The organism is Vibrio sp. Y20_XG_PY13 (assembly GCF_024181925.1).
Classification (GTDB): Bacteria; Pseudomonadota; Gammaproteobacteria; order Enterobacterales; family Vibrionaceae; genus Vibrio; species Vibrio parahaemolyticus.
On the sequence record NZ_JAMZAL010000006.1, the window covers coordinates 67614 to 90185 of the forward strand.

20 protein-coding genes are annotated in these 22572 nt (G+C 47.5%); 7 read left to right on the forward strand and 13 right to left on the reverse strand.

Annotated features, from left to right (window positions below):
- The first annotated feature begins 14 nt into the window (after positions 1-14).
- Complete coding sequence (gene bioH / locus NL646_RS15225; RefSeq protein ID WP_253664381.1) at positions 15-782, forward strand: pimeloyl-ACP methyl ester esterase BioH; 768 nt, start codon at positions 15-17, stop codon at positions 780-782.
- Between the two features lie 123 nt (positions 783-905).
- Positions 906-1370, forward strand: a complete 465-nt coding sequence (locus tag NL646_RS15230; RefSeq protein WP_005459035.1) for a hypothetical protein — start codon at positions 906-908, stop codon at positions 1368-1370.
- Between the two features lie 135 nt (positions 1371-1505).
- On the opposite strand, the gene NL646_RS15235 is transcribed toward NL646_RS15230, so the two are convergent.
- Positions 1506-3827 (reverse strand): Tex family protein, encoded by a 2322-nt coding sequence (locus tag NL646_RS15235; RefSeq protein ID WP_253664382.1) that lies wholly within the window; start codon positions 3825-3827, stop codon positions 1506-1508.
- A 212-nt stretch (positions 3828-4039) separates the two neighbouring features.
- Here NL646_RS15235 and NL646_RS15240 point away from each other — a divergent pair, with 212 nt between their 5' ends.
- The 5 genes from NL646_RS15240 (at position 4040) to envZ (ending at position 9409) form a co-directional block, all read left to right on the forward strand.
- On the forward strand, positions 4040-5920 hold the full coding sequence (locus tag NL646_RS15240) for a RimK/LysX family protein (RefSeq protein ID WP_253664383.1): 1881 nt from the start codon (positions 4040-4042) through the stop codon (positions 5918-5920).
- A 154-nt stretch (positions 5921-6074) separates the two neighbouring features.
- Positions 6075-6566: a transcription elongation factor GreB gene (greB, locus tag NL646_RS15245; protein WP_005458979.1), complete on the forward strand. Its 492-nt coding sequence runs from the start codon at positions 6075-6077 to the stop codon at positions 6564-6566.
- 114 nt (positions 6567-6680) lie between these two features.
- Entirely contained in the window at positions 6681-7073 is a 393-nt protein-coding gene (locus NL646_RS15250; protein WP_029847914.1) for a DUF1090 domain-containing protein, read from the forward strand.
- A gap of 218 nt (positions 7074-7291) precedes the next feature.
- On the forward strand, positions 7292-8011 hold the full coding sequence (ompR, locus tag NL646_RS15255; protein WP_005459027.1) for a two-component system response regulator OmpR: 720 nt from the start codon (positions 7292-7294) through the stop codon (positions 8009-8011).
- 105 nt (positions 8012-8116) lie between these two features.
- A complete protein-coding gene (envZ, locus tag NL646_RS15260) occupies positions 8117-9409 on the forward strand; it encodes a two-component system sensor histidine kinase EnvZ (RefSeq protein ID WP_005459014.1) in 1293 nt (430 codons plus the stop codon).
- A 64-nt stretch (positions 9410-9473) separates the two neighbouring features.
- Here the strand turns inward: envZ and NL646_RS15265 are convergent, their stop codons facing one another.
- The 12 genes from NL646_RS15265 to NL646_RS15320 form a co-directional block, all read right to left on the reverse strand.
- A complete protein-coding gene (locus NL646_RS15265; RefSeq protein WP_253664384.1) occupies positions 9474-10865 on the reverse strand; it encodes a uracil-xanthine permease family protein in 1392 nt (463 codons plus the stop codon).
- Between the two features lie 232 nt (positions 10866-11097).
- Positions 11098-13179 carry an ATP-dependent DNA helicase RecG gene (gene recG, locus NL646_RS15270; protein WP_025553042.1) on the reverse strand — a complete coding sequence of 694 codons (2082 nt, stop codon included), beginning with the start codon at positions 13177-13179 and terminating at the stop codon, positions 11098-11100.
- Between the two features lie 118 nt (positions 13180-13297).
- Entirely contained in the window at positions 13298-13981 is a 684-nt protein-coding gene (gene trmH / locus NL646_RS15275) for a tRNA (guanosine(18)-2'-O)-methyltransferase TrmH (RefSeq protein WP_005478720.1), read from the reverse strand.
- Positions 13982-14038: 57 nt separating this feature from the next.
- Entirely contained in the window at positions 14039-16159 is a 2121-nt protein-coding gene (gene spoT, locus NL646_RS15280) for a bifunctional GTP diphosphokinase/guanosine-3',5'-bis pyrophosphate 3'-pyrophosphohydrolase (protein WP_005459012.1), read from the reverse strand.
- A gap of 39 nt (positions 16160-16198) precedes the next feature.
- Positions 16199-16471 carry a DNA-directed RNA polymerase subunit omega gene (rpoZ, locus tag NL646_RS15285; protein WP_005379346.1) on the reverse strand — a complete coding sequence of 91 codons (273 nt, stop codon included), beginning with the start codon at positions 16469-16471 and terminating at the stop codon, positions 16199-16201.
- Between the two features lie 181 nt (positions 16472-16652).
- Complete coding sequence (gene gmk, locus NL646_RS15290; protein ID WP_005496750.1) at positions 16653-17276, reverse strand: guanylate kinase; 624 nt, start codon at positions 17274-17276, stop codon at positions 16653-16655.
- 305 nt (positions 17277-17581) lie between these two features.
- Positions 17582-18796, reverse strand: coding sequence for a lipopolysaccharide assembly protein LapB (locus NL646_RS15295; protein ID WP_021822536.1), 1215 nt, complete (start codon positions 18794-18796; stop codon positions 17582-17584).
- Positions 18797-18808: 12 nt separating this feature from the next.
- Entirely contained in the window at positions 18809-19441 is a 633-nt protein-coding gene (locus NL646_RS15300; protein ID WP_005458947.1) for an energy transducer TonB, read from the reverse strand.
- 4 nt (positions 19442-19445) lie between these two features.
- On the reverse strand, positions 19446-19853 hold the full coding sequence (locus tag NL646_RS15305; protein ID WP_005458951.1) for a biopolymer transporter ExbD: 408 nt from the start codon (positions 19851-19853) through the stop codon (positions 19446-19448).
- A 25-nt stretch (positions 19854-19878) separates the two neighbouring features.
- Complete coding sequence (locus NL646_RS15310) at positions 19879-20406, reverse strand: MotA/TolQ/ExbB proton channel family protein (protein ID WP_005458945.1); 528 nt, start codon at positions 20404-20406, stop codon at positions 19879-19881.
- Between the two features lie 9 nt (positions 20407-20415).
- The gene (locus NL646_RS15315) at positions 20416-21777 is read right to left on the reverse strand and encodes a MotA/TolQ/ExbB proton channel family protein (protein WP_021486868.1); all 1362 of its coding nucleotides are present in this window, start codon (positions 21775-21777) and stop codon (positions 20416-20418) included.
- 3 nt (positions 21778-21780) lie between these two features.
- Entirely contained in the window at positions 21781-22545 is a 765-nt protein-coding gene (locus tag NL646_RS15320) for a DUF3450 domain-containing protein (protein WP_005496754.1), read from the reverse strand.
- Positions 22546-22572 lie beyond the last annotated feature (27 nt).

Genomic DNA, 22572 nt, shown 5'->3' on the forward strand with positions numbered 1-22572 from the left:
GAGAGATTGAGATCATGAGCACGAATTTACACTGGCAGTCGTTCGGTCAGGGACCGGATTTGGTGTTGCTGCATGGCTGGGGGATGAATGGCGCAGTTTGGCAGCAAACGGTCGAATCTCTGCAGGCCGATTTTTGTGTCCATGTCGTCGATCTTCCTGGATATGGTTTTAGCGCTGGGCATCATGGTGAAGACCTCGCACAAATCGCTGCCATGGTACTAAAAGATGCGCCAGAGAAAGCAGTGTGGCTAGGTTGGTCGTTGGGTGGTTTGGTTGCCACGCACATTGCGCTCAATGCTCCTCAGCGAGTGAGTAAGTTGATCACCGTCGCCAGCTCACCAAAATTTGCCGCAGAAAAACCGTGGCGCGGCATTCAACCGAATGTACTGAGCGCGTTCACCTCTCAGTTACTAGAAGATTTCTCTCTGACCATTGAGCGCTTTATGGCGCTGCAAGCCATGGGAAGTCCGTCTGCACGTAAAGATGTTAAACAACTCAAACAAGCGGTGCTATCGCGTCCTCAGCCGAACCCAGAGTCACTATTGGTTGGCTTAAATATTTTGGCGGATGTGGACCTGCGTGAGGCTTTGATTTCCCTGACCATGCCGATGCTACGTCTTTACGGTCGTTTGGATGGTTTGGTGCCGATTAAAGTGGCGACCGATCTAAGCCAGCAACTGCCCCACACACAACAGTTTGTCTTTTCTCAATCTTCTCATGCACCATTCATGACCGAACATGATGAATTTTGTGCGCAAGTTCGAGATTTCGCTCGGGATTAAAATCGCGCAGTGAAAAAGGCTAAAGTTGATTAAAATTTGGCCGATATAATTGTCGGTAAGGTTTTATTCGTAAATAAGGCCAAGCCATATTGACGAGTTGGGCGACTCTGAGGAGGGTTCGCAATGATTGTGTCACCGACCAACGTAAGTGTGCCACTGATCGCCCCATCCGTTAATGTGCAGACGGAACAAGCTGCTCGTGACAACAGAGTCCGAGAACCTGTGACGCCGACGGTCGCATTGGCAAAAACCAATGCCGAGCGCAAAGTAAAAAGTGATGAGAAGCGACGACGTCAGTCCTCTTGGGATCCCTCTGAGCATCCCGATTACGAAGTGGACCATGAAGTTGATGCGCGTTATCACGAGGAGCCGGAAGACACGCTTGAAAGGCTTTTCGATTTACTGGCACTGAAATCGTACAGTGAAGATCAGGGAAAGGGCTATGCGATACGCTTTCGTTTACCGAAGCGCATTTTGGATGCTGCGATCAACCAAGGATTGATGGAAAAGCGCAGGAAGGTGATCAAATTTCATTATGGTCATTCGGTCGTGCCCCATACCCCGTCAGAAGTGATAGCAGTATTATGACGAATCAATATCCTATCCAATAAAAACGCTCCAATCAGCATGACTGACTGGAGCGTTTTCTTTTTTCTTCTGGATGCTTGAAGCCGTCGCCCAGCTGCAATGTTAATATCTCAAGTGCAGCCGTTAAAACCTAGACTACTTCTTTGCTTTGGCGAAAGCAGCCGCAAATGCGCCACCCATCGCGCAGTTCGATGAGGAATCATCACGGCGAGGTTGACGACGTTGTGGTTGGTCATTACGACGCGGCGCTGCTGATGAGCGTTGGCTGCGGTTGTCTTGACCCGGCTCGTCGTTTAAACGCATCGATAGACCGATACGCTTGCGCTGTGCGTCCACTTCCATCACTTTCACTTTAACGATGTCACCTGCTTTCACCACTTCACGCGGATCAGAAACGAAACGATCCGTCAGGGCTGAGATGTGCACTAAACCATCTTGGTGAACACCAATATCGACGAAAGCACCAAAGTTGGCCACGTTCGATACGACGCCTTCGAGAATCATGCCCGGTTCTAGATCTGCAACCGAGTTAACGCCTTCAGCGAAGGTCGCTGTTTTGAACTCCGGGCGAGGGTCTCGGCCTGGTTTGTCCAGCTCTTTGATGATATCGGTCACCGTTGGGACACCGAAGTGCTCATCGGTGTAATCCACCGCGTGCAGACCTTTAAGGAACGTCGAATCGCCAATCAGTGCTTTGATGTCTTTACTGTTCTTCTCGGCAATCGCTTTGACTACAGGGTAGGCTTCTGGGTGCACTGCAGAGGCATCCAGTGGGTTTTTACCATCCATAATACGAAGGAAACCCGCACACTGCTCGAACGCTTTAGGACCTAAACGAGGCACTTTCTTCAAGGTTGTACGTGCTTCGAAACGACCGTTTTCATCACGGAAGTCGACAATGTTCTGTGCGATGGTGCTCGACAAGCCTGCAACGCGCGTCAGTAGCGCTGCAGAGGCAGTGTTCACATCAACACCCACCGCGTTTACACAGTCTTCGACAATCGCATCAAGACGTTTTGCCAGCATAGATTGGCTAACATCGTGCTGATATTGGCCCACACCGATCGATTTAGGATCGATTTTAACGAGCTCCGCTAGCGGGTCTTGCAGACGACGAGCAATCGACACCGCACCACGCAGAGATACGTCCATATTTGGGAACTCTTTCGCTGCAAGCTCAGATGCTGAGTAAACCGATGCCCCCGCTTCACTTACGATGATCTTCTGAACTTTCAGGTTGCCGCGTTTGATCACGTCTGCGACAAAGCTGTCGGTTTCACGCGAAGCCGTGCCGTTACCTATCGCAATCAAATCCACGTTGTATTTGCGCACCAACTGATCAACGATTTGCGCTGATTTGTCGTATTGCTTTTGTGGTGGGTGAGGGTAGATGGTTTCTGTTGCAAGCACTTTACCAGTAGGGTCGACAATAGCGATTTTAGAGCCTGTACGCAGACCCGGATCGAGACCCAGCGTCGCACGAGGGCCTGCCGGTGCTGCCATCAACAAATCTTTTAGGTTGGTGGCAAACACTTCAATCGCTTCGATTTCAGCACGTTCTTTCATTGCGCCCATCAGCTCGGTTTCCATGTGCATCGATACTTTGATGCGCCATGCCCAACTGATCACTTGTTTACGCCATGAGTCCGCCGGAGCACTGCTTAGCGTCACGCCATAATGGTCGGCAATGATGGTTTCACAGTACGATTGGCGAGCACCTTCTTCTTGTTCTGGGTCAGCGTTCATCGCCAACGTCAAAAAGCCTTCATTACGGCCTCGTAACATCGCCAGTGCTCGGTGTGATGGCACTTTGCTCAGTGGCTCGTTATGGTTGAAGTAATCTTTAAACTTCTCGCCTTCTTGCTCTTTACCTTCAACGACACGAGAAACCAGTTCCGCGTTGCGGTTTAGATGAGCACGAATTTTTTCAAGTAGGTTCGCATCCTCAGCAATGCGCTCCATGATGATTGCGCGAGCGCCATCCAGTGCCGCTTTGGTATCCGCGATGCCTTTGTCCGCATCAAGATATTTCGTCGCTTCGCTTTCTGGTTCTGTTTGTGGCTGGTTCCAAAGTGTATCAGCGAGAGGTTCTAAGCCAGCTTCAATCGCGATTTGACCTTTGGTGCGGCGCTTTGGTTTGTATGGCAGGTAAAGGTCTTCCAGGCGAGTCTTGCTGTCGGCTTGCGTGATCTCTCGTTCTAGTTCTGGCGTCAGTTTGCCTTGTTCTTGGATCGACTTCAGAATGGTTTGACGGCGATCGTCGAGCTCGCGAAGGTATGACAGACGGCTGTCCAGAGTACGCAGTTGGGTATCATCAAGGCCACCTGTCACCTCTTTACGGTAACGTGCAATAAATGGGACCGTGTTACCATCATCAATCAGGGTGACAGCGGCGTTGACTTGCTCTGGGCGAACATTCAGTTCTTGAGCAATCATGCGACAGATAGCTTGGCTCATCCGTGTATTCTCTTTTAATTCGGTTTGGATATTGGTTGTGTATAGAACATTGGGGTCATTCATAGAATTTGCAATGTTTTAAATTAGCTTCGCAAAAATTTACCGGGCGCTGGTGGACATCGGTCAGATTTATGTCAAAACTGTAATTAAATTGAGAACTTATAAGTTCTGTTGGCGACTAATTTTATATACCTTGGCTCACACGGATAATCATGATGAAAAAAATGTCTTTGGCTCTGGCACTCTCTAGTGCTCTCCTGATAGCCCCGTTTGGTTGGGCGCAATCCATCTCTGCAACCACGCAAGATCCCACCTATCAACTTGATGATAAGTTAGTTTTAGGGCGGGTCGAAAGTGTGTATTACAGCGAAATTCCTGAGCTAAGTGACGTCCCTTTCATCGGTAAAATTGATACCGGCGCTGACACCACCTCCATGCATGCAGAAAATATCCACGTAAGCAGCAGCAATCCCAAATACAAGAATCTTAAAGATGACAAACTGCTGTGGGCAATTGTCGACGATTTAGGTGGCACGCAAGCCAAATGGGAAGCCAACAGTTTTGAACCTTATCAAGTCACCGTCAGTTTCACGATTCAGCATCCTTATACTGGCAAAGAGATCACGGTAACCGACGATCTTGAGCGCATCAGTGCTATCCGCAGTCGCACTAGCAAAAAACCGATTTTGCGTCCAACCGTAAAAATGCCGATGACGATTGCTGGGCATACGGTAGATACCGTGGTGAATCTTACCTCGCGCAAACAGTTCTCTGCGCCAATCCTGATTGGCAAAACTTACCTAGATGATAACGCGTGGGTGTTTGCTGGGTATGACTACCTGCAAGAACAACCCAACGCAAAAATGATTGGTAAGAAAGAGACGGTAGAAATCGAAGGCATTCCCTACAAAACCAGCGTTTCGACAAGCAGCCGGTACACCAACGTTCACGCTCTCGACATCAAAGTTGATAAAAAAGCCAAGCAAGTGTCGTTTACTTTAGAGGGTGAGAACGGTAAGCGCCATCCTATGACACTGCCATTGGTGCGCATGTTGAAAACCACCAAGAGCGAGCGACCTTTGGTGTATCTGCCTGTCAAGATTGATGAAAACGAAACTCAGCAATGGTTGGTGTACTTACGAGACCGCAGCAAGTTCAGTTCGCAAATCCGTCTGGGTCGAGACGTAGTGAGCCAACATTTCGTGATAGATACCGACAAAGAGAATTTGCTCGGTGGTGTGGAAAAAACCTTTAAGAGTGCACTGAAGTCCAAGCCATTGGTGATTTCACCGGAAGAGGAAGTGAACATTGATGGCTACGTGGTTCCCGCTTATCCAACCTTTACCGTGAAAACGCCATTATTACGCGTGAATGGATTTGAACTGAGTGAAAAGGGCAAAGACGAAGTCGCGACGTTCTATTTGAGCAACGAAAAAGGCAAAGAAGAAAAAATCACCAAACCCGAGCTGAAGAAACTCAAAGTCGGCGACATGGTGCGTCCTGTGGTGGAAGGTGACTTCTTGTTCGGTAACAAAGAAAAGTCGATGGAGTTTGCTATTGACGTGCTAGATAAAGATGAAGAGCAGCCGTTTTTCGTTTTCGGCCACAACATGGCTAAAGGTGGCGTGCTACTGAATACGCGCGCAGACCACTTGCTCGATGCCAAACCTTTGTTCCGAGCTGGCCACATCGAAGTGGCCGAAGTGGAAGGCATGTCTTTCCCGGTCAAACTGGACACCGGTGCGGATGTCAGTTCTATCAATGCTAAAGACATCAAACTGTTCCAAAAAGATGGCAAAGACATGGTGAGCTTTACCTACGAAAATGACCTCGGTATGCAAAAAGCCTTTACTCGCGAAGTGGTAGACGTAATGAAAATTACTGCGAAAAAAGGCGAGAAAGCAAACGTCCGTCCGGTGGTGGAAATGCATGTCAAACTGGGTGAGTTAGAGAAGAAAATTCGCGTGAATTTGCAAGATCGCGGACGCTTTCATTACAGCATGATTTTGGGTAAAAACTTCTTAAAGCACGGTGCGTTAGTGGCGAGTGAAACCAATTACATCGTGACGAAAAAACCAGATTACGAAAAATAGTCGAACTGCCGCCTAACCTAATTGCCAATACCCAAAGTCCGCTCTGAGAATCTTGTGGCTTTGGGTATAATTCTAGGTTTAGGATGAAGATCGCGTAAGCGTCGATGCTGCTGAATGTGCGGCATTTTTTATGCCGAAATGAATAGGAGCCAAATTGAAAACTAAGCTGATTACCCGTGAAGGTTATAACAAACTCAAGCAAGAGCACGATTACCTCTGGAATGAAAAGCGTCCAGAAATCACCAAGATCGTGACGTGGGCGGCCAGCCTTGGCGATCGTTCGGAAAATGCTGACTACACCTTCAATAAACGACTGCTGCGTCAAATCGATCGACGCGTTCGTTTTCTCAGAAAGTTTTTACCTGAAGTCACCATCGTTGATTACTCTCCTCAACAAGAAGGCAAAGTCTTTTTTGGTGCTTGGGTCGAGATTGAAAACGAAGCCGGTGATGTGAAGAAGTTCCGCATTGTGGGGCCAGAAGAAATATATGGCGATGCCAAAGATTACATCTCCATTGATTCCCCTATGGCCAGAGCCATGTTGAAAAAGCAAGTGGATGAAGAATTTACCGTTCGAACGCCGGAAGGAGACAAAGAGTGGTTCATCAATTCGATTGAATACAACAAGCAAAGCGCAGAATCTTAACTTCCTCGACCTTGAAACATTCGGCGAGCGAAGTGCGTTTGCCAATGATGTTGACCTATTTTTTTATGCGCCCTCATTTGAGGGCGCGAGCTGTATTTACTGGAGAGGTTTAAAATGAAAGCCGTGATTTGTGGTGCTGTGTTAACGATGGCTATTTCACTTCCTACTGTCGCTCAAGAAGAGCTAAAAGGGTGTGATGCCAAAGCGTTTGCACTTGAGCAGCAAATTGAATACGCCACAGTACAAGGTAATCAAAAGCGCATTGATGGATTAAAACGAGCCCTTGCTGCGATTGAGGATGAATGCTCGGAAGAAGATTTACGCGAAAAACTGCAAGCAGAAGTCGAACAAAAAGCGCAAAAAGTAAAAGCTCGCGAGCTAGAATTGGCAGAGGCACAAACGTCGGGTTCGAGCGACAAAATCGAGAAAAAGCGCCGAAAATTAGATGAAGCGCAAAAAGAGTTGTTAGACGCTAAACGTGAGTTGGAATGGAATTACGGCCAGTAGGCACACCGACCTTCGCGGCGGTTAAAGCCATCTTTCACCGCAGTTTTGTGGCGTTGTTCACATCTCGAAACAAAGTCAATATCGCTAAATACTTAGGGCGGCGCGCAAATAATTTCCCAAAACCGCGTCTAAGATAAAAAGAGTAACAATTTGCACAAGCACGTTTGAAAAAACAGTGATACATTTTCGTCAATAGATGCTTCTGAAAGGATGTTTCAATGCAGGAAAATCATAAAATTTTAGTGGTTGATGACGATGCTCGTTTGCGTGCTCTGTTGGAGCGTTACCTTTCTGAGCAAGGTTTTCAAGTCCGTAGTGTAGCAAACGGCGAACAAATGGATCGCCTACTAACACGCGAAAACTTTCACCTAATGGTATTGGATTTGATGTTGCCAGGCGAAGATGGCTTGTCGATTTGTCGCCGTTTACGCCACGCCAATAACATGTTGCCAATTCTGATGCTGACAGCAAAAGGTGACGAGGTTGACCGTATTGTTGGTTTGGAAGTTGGTGCGGACGATTACCTACCTAAACCGTTCAACCCGCGCGAACTACTCGCTCGAATTAAAGCGGTTTTACGTCGCCAAACGGTTGAGCTACCGGGTGCGCCAAGTACAGAAGAAAAAGTGGTCGAGTTTGGCGAGTTTCGTTTGAATCTCGGCACGCGTGAAATGTTCCGTGGTGATGAGGCGATGCCATTAACATCGGGTGAATTTGCGGTGTTGAAATCACTGGTAACCAACGCGCGTGAGCCAATGTCGCGTGATAAGCTGATGAACATGGCGCGTGGTCGTGAATACTCTGCGATGGAGCGTTCTATCGACGTACAAATTTCTCGTCTACGCCGCATGCTGGAAGACGATCCGAGCAAACCTCGCTACATCCAGACCGTATGGGGTTTAGGTTACGTATTTGTCCCAGACGGCAAAGAGTCGTAATTCTTACTCACTTAACCGGCAATCGGTTTTTAAAACTTCGGCCATCAAATTTCCTTCTTATTTGGTGGTCGAGGTTTTCGCAATTAGGGTCATCAGGAAATTTGCATGCGAATCCGAAGTTCACTGACACAATCTATTCTACTGTTCATCTCCTTGCTTCTCGCTAGCCAAGTCTTTTCTTATTACGCCGTTTTTAACTACGCGTTGATGCCAAGCCTGCAACAGTTCAACAAAATTCTCGCTCACGAACTGAATCTGGTTCTCGATGAAGATGGCCCGCTCAAATCGGATGCACCATTGCGTCGCCAGTTATTAGAAAGGTTGGGTGTGACAGTTCACAGCATCAACAGCGAGAAGGCGGTTGAGTTTAACCATGCGATGTCTATTGATTTGATGTCGGAGGAAATGACTCAAGAGCTAGGCTCACCAACCGAAGTACGCCTGCTGCTAGGTAGTGAAAGCTACATTTTGTGGATGCACATCGAGAAGCTGCCCAATTCCATTATTCGCATCCCACTGTCTGAGCTGCAAGAAGAGGACTTTGCGCCGCTATTTCGTAACAGCCTGATCATGGCGCTATTAATTATCGCAGGTGGTTGGTTGTTTATTCGCTTGCAAAACCGGCCATTATTGGCGTTGCAACGAGCGGCAGAAGGCGTTGGGAGAGGGGAAATTCCCCCACCGCTACCAGAAAAAGGCGCATCGGAAATTCGTTCGGTAACTCGTGCGTTTAACCAGATGTCGAAAGGGATTCAAGAGCTCGAAGAAGACCGCGCTCTGTTAATGGCAGGCATCAGTCATGATTTACGTACGCCGCTGACGCGAATTCGTCTCGCTACTGAAATGATGTCGCCAGAAGACAGCTATTTGGCGGAAGGGATCATCAGTGACACTGAAGAGTGCAATGAGATCATCAGTCAATTTATGGATTATCTAAAGCCTGTAAACAAAGAATCGTTTGAGTCGGTTGATGTCAGCACCATCGCTAGTGACGTGGCGAGCTCTGAAGGGGGGTATGAAGTTGAGATTGAGACGGACTTGAACATGCACCTTCCTCCTGCGAAAGGCAGCCCGATTGCCATTAAGCGAGCGGTGAGTAACTTAGTCGTCAACGCACTGCGTTACGGCAACGGTTGGGTGAAAATCAGCACAGGCGTGACGGCAGACAAACAGTTGGTTTGGATATGCGTAGAAGACAACGGGCCGGGGATTGAGCAGTCGCAAATCGCGAAGTTGTTCGAGCCGTTTACCCGTGGTGATACGGCGCGTGGCAGCGAAGGTACTGGTCTGGGTTTAGCGATTGTAAAACGTATTGTTATCCAACATTCAGGTTCGGTGGTGATGCGTAATCGCAGTGAAGGCGGCTTGATCGCCCAAATCAGTTTCCCGACCAAATAACCCTCTTAAACCAAAAAGCCCAACCAAAAATGTGGTTGGGCTTTTTAATTTCTAAGTACAGGTATTAAGACTCTTTCACTTCTTGAGCGACAAGTTCATCTTCTTCTGTCAGTTTTTCTGGAAGCAGCAAGTTCAGCAGTATCGCGGTGATACCGCCAGCAGCCACACCAGTTGAGAAGATACTTTTAATAAACTCAGGCATAAACTGCAGAATCTCCGGTTTCTGAGCGATACCTAACCCCGTCGAGAATGACAACGCCATAATCAGAATTGCGCGGCGGTCGAGGTCAACACGCGAGATAATACGCACGCCTGCAGCGGCAATGGTGCCGAACATCACGATGGTAGCGCCACCAAGTACAGGTTCTGGGATCAGCTGAACAAAACTGGCCACGCCCGGGAATAGACCAAGAATCACTAACATGCCCGAGATAAAGTAACCCACGTAACGGCTTGCGACGCCCGTTAGCATGATAATGCCGTTGTTTTGACTGAAGGTAGAGTTTGGAAAGCTGTTGAATACCGCAGCGATAGCCGAGTTCAGACCGTCCGCTAATACCCCACCTTTGATGCGCTTCATGTAAGTAGGGCCTTTAACCGGCTCGCCAGATACTTCAGACGTTGCGGTAATGTCGCCGATCGCTTCCAACGCCGTGATAAAGAAAATCAGCACGAGAGGGATAAACAGTGACCAGTCAAATGACAAGCCGTACTGCATCGGAATCGGTAGCGCAACGAGGTTGGTTTCCCCCAATTTTGAGGTGTCGACCATGCCTATGAAGTATGCCATTACATAGCCAACCAGCATGGCAATCACGATCGAAGCCACGCGAATGTATGGGTTTTTAGAACGATTCAAAATCACAATTAACCCAAGTACGGTACCAGCGAGCGCCAGTTTGTCTAAGCTACCAAAAGTACCGTCGCCCATTGCAGCATAGCCTCCACCCATAGAAACCAAGCCAACTTGGATCAGCGTCAGGCCAATCAGAGTTACGACAATGCCAGAGACGAGAGGTGTGATGATGCGACGTGCATGTTCAAGCACACGAGACAGTAAAATCTCGGCAAAAGAGGCGACTAAAATCGTACCGAAAATCGCCGCCATCATGGTGCTGATGTCCGCGCCACCTGCTTTGAGTGATAAACCCGCACCGATGATTGGACCCAAAAAGTTAAAGCTGGTGCCTTGCACCGATAGCAAGCCGGAGCCGACAGGGCCAAAGGTACGGATTTGGATAAAGGAAGAAACACCAGATGCAAACAGCGACATGCTGATAATGGTGTTGGTTTGATCGGCCGGAACGCCCAAAGATTGGCAAATGATTAATGAAGGTGTAATCACCGCAACGAACATCGCCAATAAATGCTGAAGTGCAGCAAAAATCGTTTGTGGCAGTGGTGGACGATCATTTAATTGATAGACCAGTTCCGAAGATCGGTTTGAAGTTGTCATGATTTGTCTCGCTAGTCGCAATGTGTTCCCAGATCTCGCTGAATGGGAGGGCTGGGTGGAGTTGACGTCGTTACCTGTGATTGCTGTTAATCAGTGTCAACTCAGGTTGGTGAAGTGTGATGAGGCACACTCTAGAAATTTTGAGCGCGATTATAGAGAGATTTACCCAAAAAGCAATCGTTTGCTATTGGTGGCGGTACTAAAAAACGAGCCGTTTGGCTCGCTTTAAGATTTACGCTTTGGAGTAGATATCACGCTCGCCTAGCCAGCGATCGATAATGGCGGCTGCATTGGTTGGGTAATTGTCGTGAATATGACGTGCAATACGTTGAACTTCGGGAATTAAGCGTTGATCTCGAACTAAATCGGCAATTTTGAAATCAGCCAAGCCTGTTTGTTTGGTGCCCAACAATTCGCCGGGCCCGCGGATCTCGAGGTCTTTCTGCGCAATAACAAAGCCATCGTTACTTTCACGCAGCACACCTAGTCGTTTTTGTGCGGTTTTCGACAGGGGGGCGTGGTACAGCAGGACACAGTGACTGGCAACCGAGCCTCGACCGACGCGGCCTCTTAACTGGTGTAATTGAGCCAAACCAAGGCGTTCAGGGTTTTCGATGATCATCAAGCTAGAGTTTGGCACGTCTACGCCAACTTCTATCACCGTCGTGGCTACGAGCAGGTGGAGCTTGTTGTCTTTAAACTCTTGCATGACAGCTTGCTTTTCGGCGGGCTTCATACGGCCATGAACTAGGCCAATTTTTACATCTGGCAGTTTGCGCTGCAACTCTTCGGCGGTGTCTGCTGCGGCTTGAGCTTCCAACACTTCCGATTCATCGATCAGCGTACACACCCAATACGCTTGCTTGCCTTCGTTAAGACAAGCGTTTCGTACCCGCTCGACAATGTCGTCACGTTTGGTATCTGGAATGGCGACGGTTTGAATCGGCGTTCGGCCTGGTGGTAATTCGTCTATCACCGACGTTTCCAAATCAGCATACGCTGTCATTGCTAGCGTGCGAGGAATCGGAGTCGCCGTCATGATGAGCTGATGCGGATACGCGCCTTGTTTTGCCCCTTTCTCACGTAACTCTAATCGCTGATGGACGCCAAAGCGGTGCTGCTCATCAATGATGACTAAAGCTAGGTGATGAAATTCCACATGTTCTTGGAAGAGGGCGTGAGTACCCACTATCATTTGCGCTTCACCGCTGGCAATGCGAGCCAGTTCCGTCTCTTTGGCTTTGCCCTTGAGCTTACCAGCAAGCCAGCCTACTTGAATGCCCATGGCTTCAAACCAGTTGGCGAAATTGATGGCGTGTTGTTCGGCGAGCAGCTCAGTTGGTGCCATTAGTGCGACCTGATAACCGTGCTCGATAGCTCGAACCGCAGCCAGTGCCGCGACGAGGGTTTTCCCTGAGCCTACGTCACCTTGGACAAGACGCATCATTGGATGCGGCTTTTCGAGGTCGGATTCAATCTCTTTCACCACGCGTGCTTGAGCATTGGTCGGAGAAAACGGCAGTTGCGCCAACAGCTGTTTTTTCAGTTTGTCACATGGCGCGAGCGGTAAGGCTATATCTTGCTGGCCTTTGCTGCGAACCGCCAACATCGACAAGTTCTGAGCGAGCAATTCTTCCATGATCAAACGGATTTGAGCGGGGTGCTTACCTTCATCAAATTCATCTAAATTAATGGTTGGCGGCGGGCGATGAATGGTGTGCAACGCCTGTGACATAGTAATCTGATGGTTATACAAGCCAGAAGGTAGCAATTCTTGCACTGCCGCTTTATCGAGTAGCGCCAATGCTTGCTCAGTAAGATTACGTAAGGTGATTTGACGCAGGCCATCTGTGGTTGGATAAACCGGGGTTAAGCTTTGTTCCACATCTGGCTTTTGTTCACTGGCGTAAAATTTGTAGTCAGGGTGCACAATTTCCAGCCCCATACCACCACGCTTAATTTCTCCGTAAGCGTGTACTAACTTACCCTGTGAAAAATTGTTCTTCATCGCTGCAGTAAAGTTGAAAAAACGCAGCGTGATGGTGCCATTGCCATCACTGATTTTGACTGTCAGCATTTTGCGTTTACCAAAAATGGTATCGACGGTCATGACTTTGCCTTGTACGGCCGCCCAAAGGCCTGCGTGCAGTTTGGCAATAGGATAAATGCGGGTGCGATCTTCGTAGCGTAGGGGCAGGTGGAACAACAAATCTTGAACGCTATGCAAGCCGACTTTAGCGAGTTTTTCTGCGACTTTGGCGCCAACTCCTGATAGAGAAGTTAAAGGAACAGCAGATAGCATTTGGGCAGACATAGAAAGCTCAAGAAAATGGTTAACATAGCAGTATGTTAACCATTGAGCTGTGTTTTTGTACAGGAAAAACTATAAGAAGTGGCGTAGAAAGCGAGGGCTTTCAACGTTATGTTTCAGCTTAAGCTTTTTGCATCTCTTGCCACCACGCCTCATCTGCGATGATTTGACCTTCATCGTCGAGTGGAGGGTATTCCAGTTTCTTGCGTTTCGCTACTTTGGCAAGCACTGGGTGACCACGTTCAAATAAGATGCGATGAATGGTTTCTTTTGGTAGTGCGCTTTCTTCTCGATCATACATGCCTGCCGCTTCACGTTGGCGTTGCGCTTCATACAGAATAACTGCGCTGGCGACCGAAACATTCAAAGATTGCACCATACCGATCATTGGGATAATGATGTCTTGATCTGCGAGTTTTTTCGCTTGTTCAGACGCGCCAATTTTTTCACTCCCCAGGATGATTGCAGTCGGTTTGGTGTAGTCGATTTCACGAAAATCGACCGCGGTGTCCGATAAGTTGGTCACCAATACTTGCATGCCTTGGGCTTTGAGCTCGGTAATGGCGGTTTCAATCGAGTTGTGAGTTTCTACTTCAACCCAGTTACGAGCACCTGCAGAAGTGTGGGTTAAAGTGCGCATTTTATCAGGCCAGATAGCATGAACTTTGTGTAAGCCCGTGGCGTCAGCCGTACGAATAACGGCAGAGACGTTGTTAGGTTTGTGAACCTCTTCTAGGCACAAAGTAAGGTCGGTTTGGCGTGCTTTCAGCACCTGATGGATACGGTGGTAACGTTCTAAATTCATAGTAAATAAATAGGGTATAAAAAAATCGCCACCCAGTGTGAATGGGTGGCGATGAGTTTAGTTCTTTCTTCGTCTGACTCGGGTCGCCTGCGGCATCGCTTTGATTTTTCGCATGATACCTGCAAGGTGGACACGATCTTTGGTGGTCAGTAGAACGGTGACAGTATACAGTCGGCCATCACGTTCTTCGGTCGACAGGCCATGGATATTGGAGCCTGTTTTTGAAATCACGTTGGTCAATTCTGCCAGAGCACCTTGGTGGTTGAGCATGTCGACTTTCAGTTCTGCGATAAACTCTTTGTCGTAATCGTCAGACCACGCAACGGCCATGTATTTGTCCGGCTCTTTTTGGTAACCGCGCACATTTGGACACGTTTCACGGTGAACAACCAAGCCACGGCCAGGAGACACATGCGCAATGATGTGGTCATCTGGAATTGGGTGACAGCAGTTAGCAAACGTCAGCAGCAAACCTTCCGCGCCACGAATTGGAAGTTTCTTCTTCGAGTCGGTTGGAATGGAACTGGTTGTCGTTAGCTCTTCAGTATCGCCCAGCAAACGACGAGCAATCACAATACTCATGAGTTCGCCTAAGCCAATTGCTGCGAGTAAATCGTCTGTGCTTTCTAAGCGCAGATCGGTCAGTACTTCTTGAATGTTCTCTGGGTAGATGGAGTCAATCGAGTGACGACCCAAAGCGTGATTCAATAGGCGGCGACCGAGCGTGATGGATTCTTCACGGCGCATGGTTTTCAGTACTTGACGAATCTTAGTGCGAGCGCGAGAAGTCACGACATAGTTCAACCAAGCGGCATTTGGACGCGCACCTGGCGCACTGATGATTTCTACCGTCTGGCCGTTCTTCAGCGCCTTACTTAGTGGGTAAGGGTTACGGTCAACACGAGCACCAACACAGGAATTACCTACATCGGTATGTACCGCGTAAGCAAAATCTACGGCTGTCGCGCCAAGTGGCAGTTCAACAATACGACCTTTTGGTGTGAAGACGTAAATCTCATCTGGGAATAGATCCGATTTTACGTTTTCAATGAATTCGAATGAGTTACCGGCACTTTGTTGTAGCTCAAGCAAGCTTTGCATCCAACGTTGCGCTTTCACTTGCGCGGTCGTGCCTGACTTATCGCCCTTGTCTTTGTAAGACCAGTGTGCAGCAACACCTTTGTCCGCCATTTGATCCATATCTTCAGTACGGATCTGAACTTCAACAGGCACACCGTGTGGGCCAACCATGGAAGTGTGAAGCGATTGATAGCCGTTCGCTTTTGGTACCGCGATATAGTCTTTCATGCGACCTGGGCGCGGCTTATACAAGCTGTGTACTTGGCCTAGAACGCGATAACAAGTATCGGCAGTATCAACAACCACTCGGAAAGCGTAGATATCCATGATGGTGTGAAAACGCTGTTCTTTGGTTTTCATCTTGTTGTAGATGGAGAACAGGTTCTTTTCACGACCTACGACGCGTGCATTCAAACCAACATCTTGCAGTCGGCCTTCGATTTCACTGTGAATACGCTGAATCATCTCTTTGCGATTCCCGCGAGCCGCTCTCACGACTTCTTTGAGTACGCGATAACGGTTTGGGTACAGCGCTTCGAAACCCAGCTCTTCTAACTCAGTTTTGATATTGTGAATACCAAGACGATGAGCTAATGGGGCATAGATTTCTAATGTTTCACGAGCGATGCGACGTTTTTTGTCTGGTCGCAGGGCACCTAACGTGCGCATGTTGTGCGTACGGTCAGCCAGTTTGATCAGGATAACGCGGATATCTTGCACCATTGCCAGAACCATCTTGCGAAAGTTCTCAGCTTGAGCCTCTTTCCTGTCACGGAATTTGAGTTTGTCCAGTTTAGATACACCATCAACCAACTCAGCGACGGTGTTGCCGAATTTCTCTTCGAGATCTTCTTTTGTAACGTCACAGTCTTCAATGACGTCATGCAGCAAAGCAGCTTGGAGGGTTTCAATATCGAGGCGCATTTCGGCCAAGATACGAGCCACAGCGACAGGGTGGATGATGTATGGTTCACCGCTAGAGCGGGTTTGCCCTTCATGGGCATCTCTCGCTACCACATAAGATTGACGCAGAGCCTCAATTTGAGGCTCTGTTAGGTATTCTTGGGCAACGTCTTTGAGGCTATCGAATAGATACAAATTATAGGCCCGGGAGGTTGTTGAATTCTAAAGACAGAATTAACGGTTGTGAGCGATGCTGCTTACTGCCGCTAGCTCTGCCGCTTCTTGCTCTTGCTGTTCTTGACGTTCACGAGCGTCTAGAACTTCTTTAGTAATTAAACCTTCTTCGATTTCGCGTAGAGCGATAACCGTTGGCTTATCGTTCTCTTCTGGCACTAGTGCATCTTTACCGCCAGTTTGCATTTGACGAGCGCGGCGAGCCGCAATCAGTACTAGGTCGAAACGGTTGCCAACTTTTTCAACAGCGTCTTGAACAGTTACGCGTGCCATGAGGACTCCAAATAGTTAACTAAATTTTAGAATGACGAGAAAGTATACAACCTAACTACTTTATTTACTAGCAATTAGACAAGCCACAATGTGTGGGCTTTCTCTCTTGTTTATTATGGCTACTTTGCACAATACAAAGTAGCGGAAATTCTGGTTAAACAGACTGACTCTTTGGTGAGAGCTATTCTGCTAATAACGCGTCAAGCATACCTTTATATTTAGCAGCTTGTTTTTCTTCCTTCAATCTTTCTGCACGAAGGATAGCTTTAAAGTCCATTAATGCTGTGTCGAAATCATCATTCACGATGACGTAGTCATATTCGCTGTAATGTGAGATTTCCGATTTTGCTTCAGCCATGCGCTTGGCGATGACTTCTGCGCTGTCTTGACCACGAGTATTTAAACGACGTTCAAGCTCACCGTTTGAAGGTGGCAGAATGAAGATGCTTTTTGCTTCTGGCATTTGCTCTCGAATTTGGCGAGCACCTTGCCAGTCGATATCTAGGAATACATCGATGCCTTTCTCTAGCGTTTCTTCAATCCATACGCGAGACGTACCGTAATAGTTACCAAACACTTCGGCGTATTCTAGGAAGTCGCCTTTAGCAATCAGAGTTTCAAACTCTTCTTTTGCGACGAAGTGGTAGTGGACACCGTCTTCTTCACCAGGACGCATGTTGCGAGTAGTGTGAGACACAGACACTTTCATTGCGTATGTTGGATTACGTTCCAACATTGCTGAGATCAAGCTAGATTTACCTGCGCCGCTAGGTGCAGATACGATATAGAGAGTACCTTTGCCCATTGTACTGTTCCACTTTTGATTGGATTGATTGATTGCCGAAGGAAAGTTTCGACAGTCTTATAACGATAGCACTGGCGGCAGGGAATCAGCCATTATGGAAATGGTGATTGGTGATAATCCCGCCAGAAAAATGGAGGCGAAGAGTATCATGATCTCTATGTGGTTACCAGTTGATCTTTTGGTTTGCATACCCTTCAATGACAACGGATTGAGAACTGAAAAACGACGAAAAAAGGGGAAGCTTTCACTTCCCCAGGCGTGCGACTGACTCACACTTAATTTTCGCGCCATGCTAAATGCATGACTTACCCTTGTGACTCTAGGAAATTAATCCAAGGGCTCGCCATTGCTCTCATATCCGGAGATTGAGCCGCACTTTTCATTGCTTTTAGAGCATTACTCGGTTGGTTTAACTCAAAATATGCCATGCCACGAATGTAAGAGAGCTCTCCTTTTTGTTCGTGCTTAGCATCTGGGGCGGCGTTTTGCGTAAATTTCGTCGCCTCCGTATATTGCTTGTCTAAAATCATTAGACGAGCAATTTTTATTTGAGTTTTTGCTTGTGGAGCAAGATTGTAAGCTTGCTGATAGACGTCGATAGCCTGTTCAAGTTCTTGTGCTTGCTGCCAAAACGAACCAAGTGTTTCCAAATTTTTTGCGTTGCGTTCTACATGACCATTATCAAAGGCTGCTTGAAGTGTTTTCGCTGCGCGGAAAGGCACCCCTTGATAAGCTTGGAAGTTTACTAAACGCAGGTATTCTTTCTCACCTTCTAATAGACCCAATTTATGAGCCATTTCTAGTGTTGAAAGGGCATTGCGCTCTTGATTTAACTCCATGTAAATACCAGACAATTGAGTCCAGTAACGCTTATTTTTTGGATATTTAGTGGTTAATGTTTTCAATACACCCGCAACGCTCTTGAACTGCTTAAGTTCATAATGCGCAGACATCAGTAGCTGATACCAAGATTCACTAGGTTCTTTACTCATAGCGATTGCTTGCTTAGCTGGTGGAATCGCGTTTTTGTAATCTTCTAGCTGAACATAAGCACTCGCTAGAGTGATGTATGCATGCGCTTGTGGCTTTTCTTCGGTGGTTTCTGCAATTTTGAACCACTCATTCATGGTTGCTACTGACTTTTTAAATTGCCCTTCGGCTAAGTAAAGCTGCGCCAAGCTATAACGAACTTGCTGGGCTACAGGCACTGGAAGTGCGTTTAAACTTAACGCATCAGCAAAATACTTTGCTGCTTTCGGGTAGTCATCTTGCAGAGAGTACAAAAAGCCCATCTGTTGCAGTAAGACTGCACGGTCATATTGTTTTTTGCTTGTACTACTTAATGCTGAGTTCAATTTAGAAAGGGCATCAGCGTACTTTTCTGTAGCAATGAGTTCCTGAACTTTGTTTACCGTTCGAAACGTTTTGTCTGACAACTCCGGAGTGTTGGCAAAACCAGGCGCGCCATACGCGCCTGACAATAACACTAGAGAAGCCAACAGTTTGGTATATGCTTTCATACGTATGACTCCTTAGTTTGTAGAGAACTCAATTTCTTGAGAAAGGCGAGAGCTAACCGCTTTACCATCAACCATCTTGGGTTTGAAGGTCCACTTAGATACGGTTTTCTTCGCGGCTTGTCCCAAGCCCAACTTACGTGGTGTCTCTTTTAAAACTTTGACGTCCTCGACGCTACCACGTTCGTTAACAGTAAACTCTACAAGTACGATACCTTTCTCAAGTCCAGAACGGGCGGCCTTACGAGGCATCTGAGGTTGGAATGTTGCTAAAGGTACAGGACCTCCGCTACCTGCCAGTCTCGCTCCGCCACCTTGGCTGTAATGACCGAGCACTGAGCCACCAGTGACGTTTACTGGTAGATCGAGTTTTGGCATATCCATTGGAACTTGGTCCATCACCGGTTTTACTGTCGACGTCACCTTCATTTCTGGTGGCGGCGGCGGACGCTTAGGTGGTGGCGGTTTCGGGAGTTCGCGTTTTTTCTCCTGTACTTTTTCGTCCGGTTTAATGCGAATGAAATCGACCATACGCTGATCATCATTCGACACTAGCTCGTGGCGCTCTTTGTTTACCAGCTTGTCCATCCCCCAGAACAATCCGAGGGAGACAATGAGCGCCAGTGCAATTGAGGCCAGATACCGCATAAGCTTAATCCTTATTCGTTGCGGCAATGGAGATGCTTTCGACACCTGCCATCTTAATCTGGTCCATAACCTTCACGACTACCCCTGCATTGGCCTCGGTATCCGCTTGGATAACAACAGCGCCATCAGGGCTTTCTGCGCGAAGACGTTCGATGTTGGCGCGAACAGCGTCGACTTCAATGCGTCGTTTATCAACCCATACGTCTCCAGCGGCACCGATGGCAACCATAATGTTCCCTTTCTTCACGGTTTGTGCTGAGCTTGCTGTTGGGCGGTTTACTTCCAAACCTGCTTCTTTAACGAACGATGTTGTTACGATAAAGAAGATCAACATGATGAATACGATGTCGAGCATCGGTGTCATATCGATAGCTGTTTCGTCACTGCTATCACTGCTATAGCGTCTTTTCATGACCTATACCTCTAATTCCATTTACTCAGGCAATATGCTTTAGCTTATCTTCCAGCTTTTGCGTTGTGACTTTGGCTAAATGATCAAGACGTGAACTAAAGAACAGTCCTGACAGAGAAGCCACCATCCCGGCTAAAGTTGGGATTGTTGCCTTTGAGATCCCCGAGGCCATTGCTCGAGGGCTTCCTGTTCCGGTTACCGCTAAGATGTCGAATACTTGGATCATGCCGACTACGGTGCCGAGCAGGCCAAGTAGGGGACAAAGTGCAATCAGTACTTTGACGATTGGTAGCCCCTTTTTATTCTCAATATCCTGACGAGATACAATTTCTTGTCGGATCATCTTTGCGTTCCAGCTTTGATGTTCTGAACGCTCACTCCAAAGAGTCACGGCTTTTTTCGCGGCTCTTGGAGCGACGGCGGCAAAGTAGAACCAGCGTTCTAGCAGCACTGCCCATAACATGAAGCTGAGGATGAAGATAGCGACGAGTACATCGCCACCCATTCCCAAGAAGCGCCTAATTGATTCAAGTTCTCCAACTAACCACCACATAACGCCTCCTTAGCTTTCGGCTTTATGTAGTTTTTCCTGATAGCGAGCGATGAAACCTGCACTCTGTTCTTCAAGAGTTTGAACCAAACGACGACCTTTACTGTGTACGATGGTGTAAAGGAACAGTAGAGGAATTGCGACAACCAGACCTAGCATGGTGGTTACCAATGCTTCAGAAATACCGCCAGCCATTAGTTTCGGATCGCCGGTACCAAATAGCGTGATTGCCTGGAAGGTACCGATCATACCCATTACTGTACCTAGTAGACCCAGTAGTGGTGCTACAGAAGCAAACAGTTTGATTGAGCTGATAAAGCGTTCAATGCTTGGTGCATTGCGTAGGATGATTTCGTCCAACTTCGCTTCCAGATCTTCAAGGTTGTCGCCTTTGTGATCTTGGTAAGCTTGGATAACTTCACCTAGAGGGTTGCCAGGGATAACTGTGTCTGATTTCGCCTGTTTACGCATTTTGCCACCGATGATCTGAAGGCGTAGGAAGCACAATAGCGCGATGATGACACCAACAGCGCCCATTGCTAGGATGACGTAACCAACGATACCACCTTGGTCAATACGTTCCTGAACGGTAGGACTCTGTACTAGTAGCGATAGAATTACGCCACGAGATGGATCAAGGAATAGCGGCTCATAAGTGCCTTTTGCTGATTCGAAACCAGCCACTTGGCTTGTGATGTTCTTGCTTGGCTGACGTGATAGTTCTTCGAACTTGCCAGTTTGAGGTACGTAAATGACGTATTTACCATCTGCAATTGCGTTAAATTCACCTACTAGCGTTACGTCGCGAACGGCTTCTTTACCTTCACCGTAAACAACCGTTGCTTGTGTTGTTGATGTATCACCAGATACGACAACTTGTTGAAGAATAGTGTGCCAGAATGCTTCCAGCTCTTGAGTTGATGGTAGTTCTTTACTTTCTGCCAGTTTCGTCAGCAGTGCATCACGCTCTGGGAACTGAACGGCATTTTGCGAAGCGGCAAACAGACCTTTAAATTCACCTGCGTATTGACGAACCACACCAAACATTTCACCCAAGGTACCGGAGCGAACACGCAGTGTTTCGGTTAGTTCAGTCAGTTGTTTGTCGTTTTCGTCGAACGTTGCTTTTAGCTGATCACCCAGTGCTTGTTGTGCGGCAAGCTCATCGCGCGCTTGTTGCAGTAATACGGCTTGTTGGTCACGATCGCGCTTGAACACAGCTTCGCGTTCTTTGTTTTCTTTTGATTCAACAATGCTTTCTGATTTTACGTTTTTTAGTAGTTCAGAAAGTGTTTGTGGGGTTTCAGCTTGAACGCCACAAACCATAAATAAGCTGGCTAGTAGACCAGCGGCTAGAGTTTTGAATCCTTTCATCTCTTATTCCTCCCCAGCAAATACAGGCAATTTGATTAGCGCTGGTGGCGCTTGCTTCTTCGCAATACGAAGGCCTTGCTGTACCGCAATACGGTAGCTTTCAGGTAGTGTCTCCCATTGACGTGTTTGTTGGTTCCACATACCTGTTTCACCGCCGTCTGGAGATTGGAATAGAAGTGCTGTACGACCAATACGTAAGAAATCGTACGTTACGATTTCGCCGTTACGATCTAAGCTCGCTTTGTAAGACTCAATTGAGCGAGAGAAGCCTTCTTCAATTTGGTACGCTTCCATCACTTTACGGAATTTCTCAGAAGTCGTTACGTCTGCGCGATCCATCAGGCGGCGTAACTCTTGAACGCGTTTGTTGCGTTCTTCTTTTTGGAAAGGCAAATCGAGAGTAACGAACTCATCTAGCGCATCGATCATTTTTAGTGTTAGAGGAACAACTTCTGTTGCTGTTTGATCGATTTGAGCAATTTGGTTATTCAATGAGTCCAGTTCGCCCTGTTGCGATTGAACCATTCGATTAATTTGCTCGTTGTAGACTTTCATACTATCGATTTGACGAAGTAAGCCCTTATATTCTGCCAACATGCCTTCTGTGCTTTCAGCGTAAGTATCGATTTTTTGCTGAGAAGCTTGAGAAGACTTCGTTGTTTGTGCTTGATTGGCGACTACGGTTCCAGAGTCTGCAGCAATCGCTGCACCACTTACCGAGAGAATCGCGGCAGTAACTGCACTTACGCCAAATTCCTTTAACGTCATAGTAGCATCCTTGTTAGTGTAAATAGT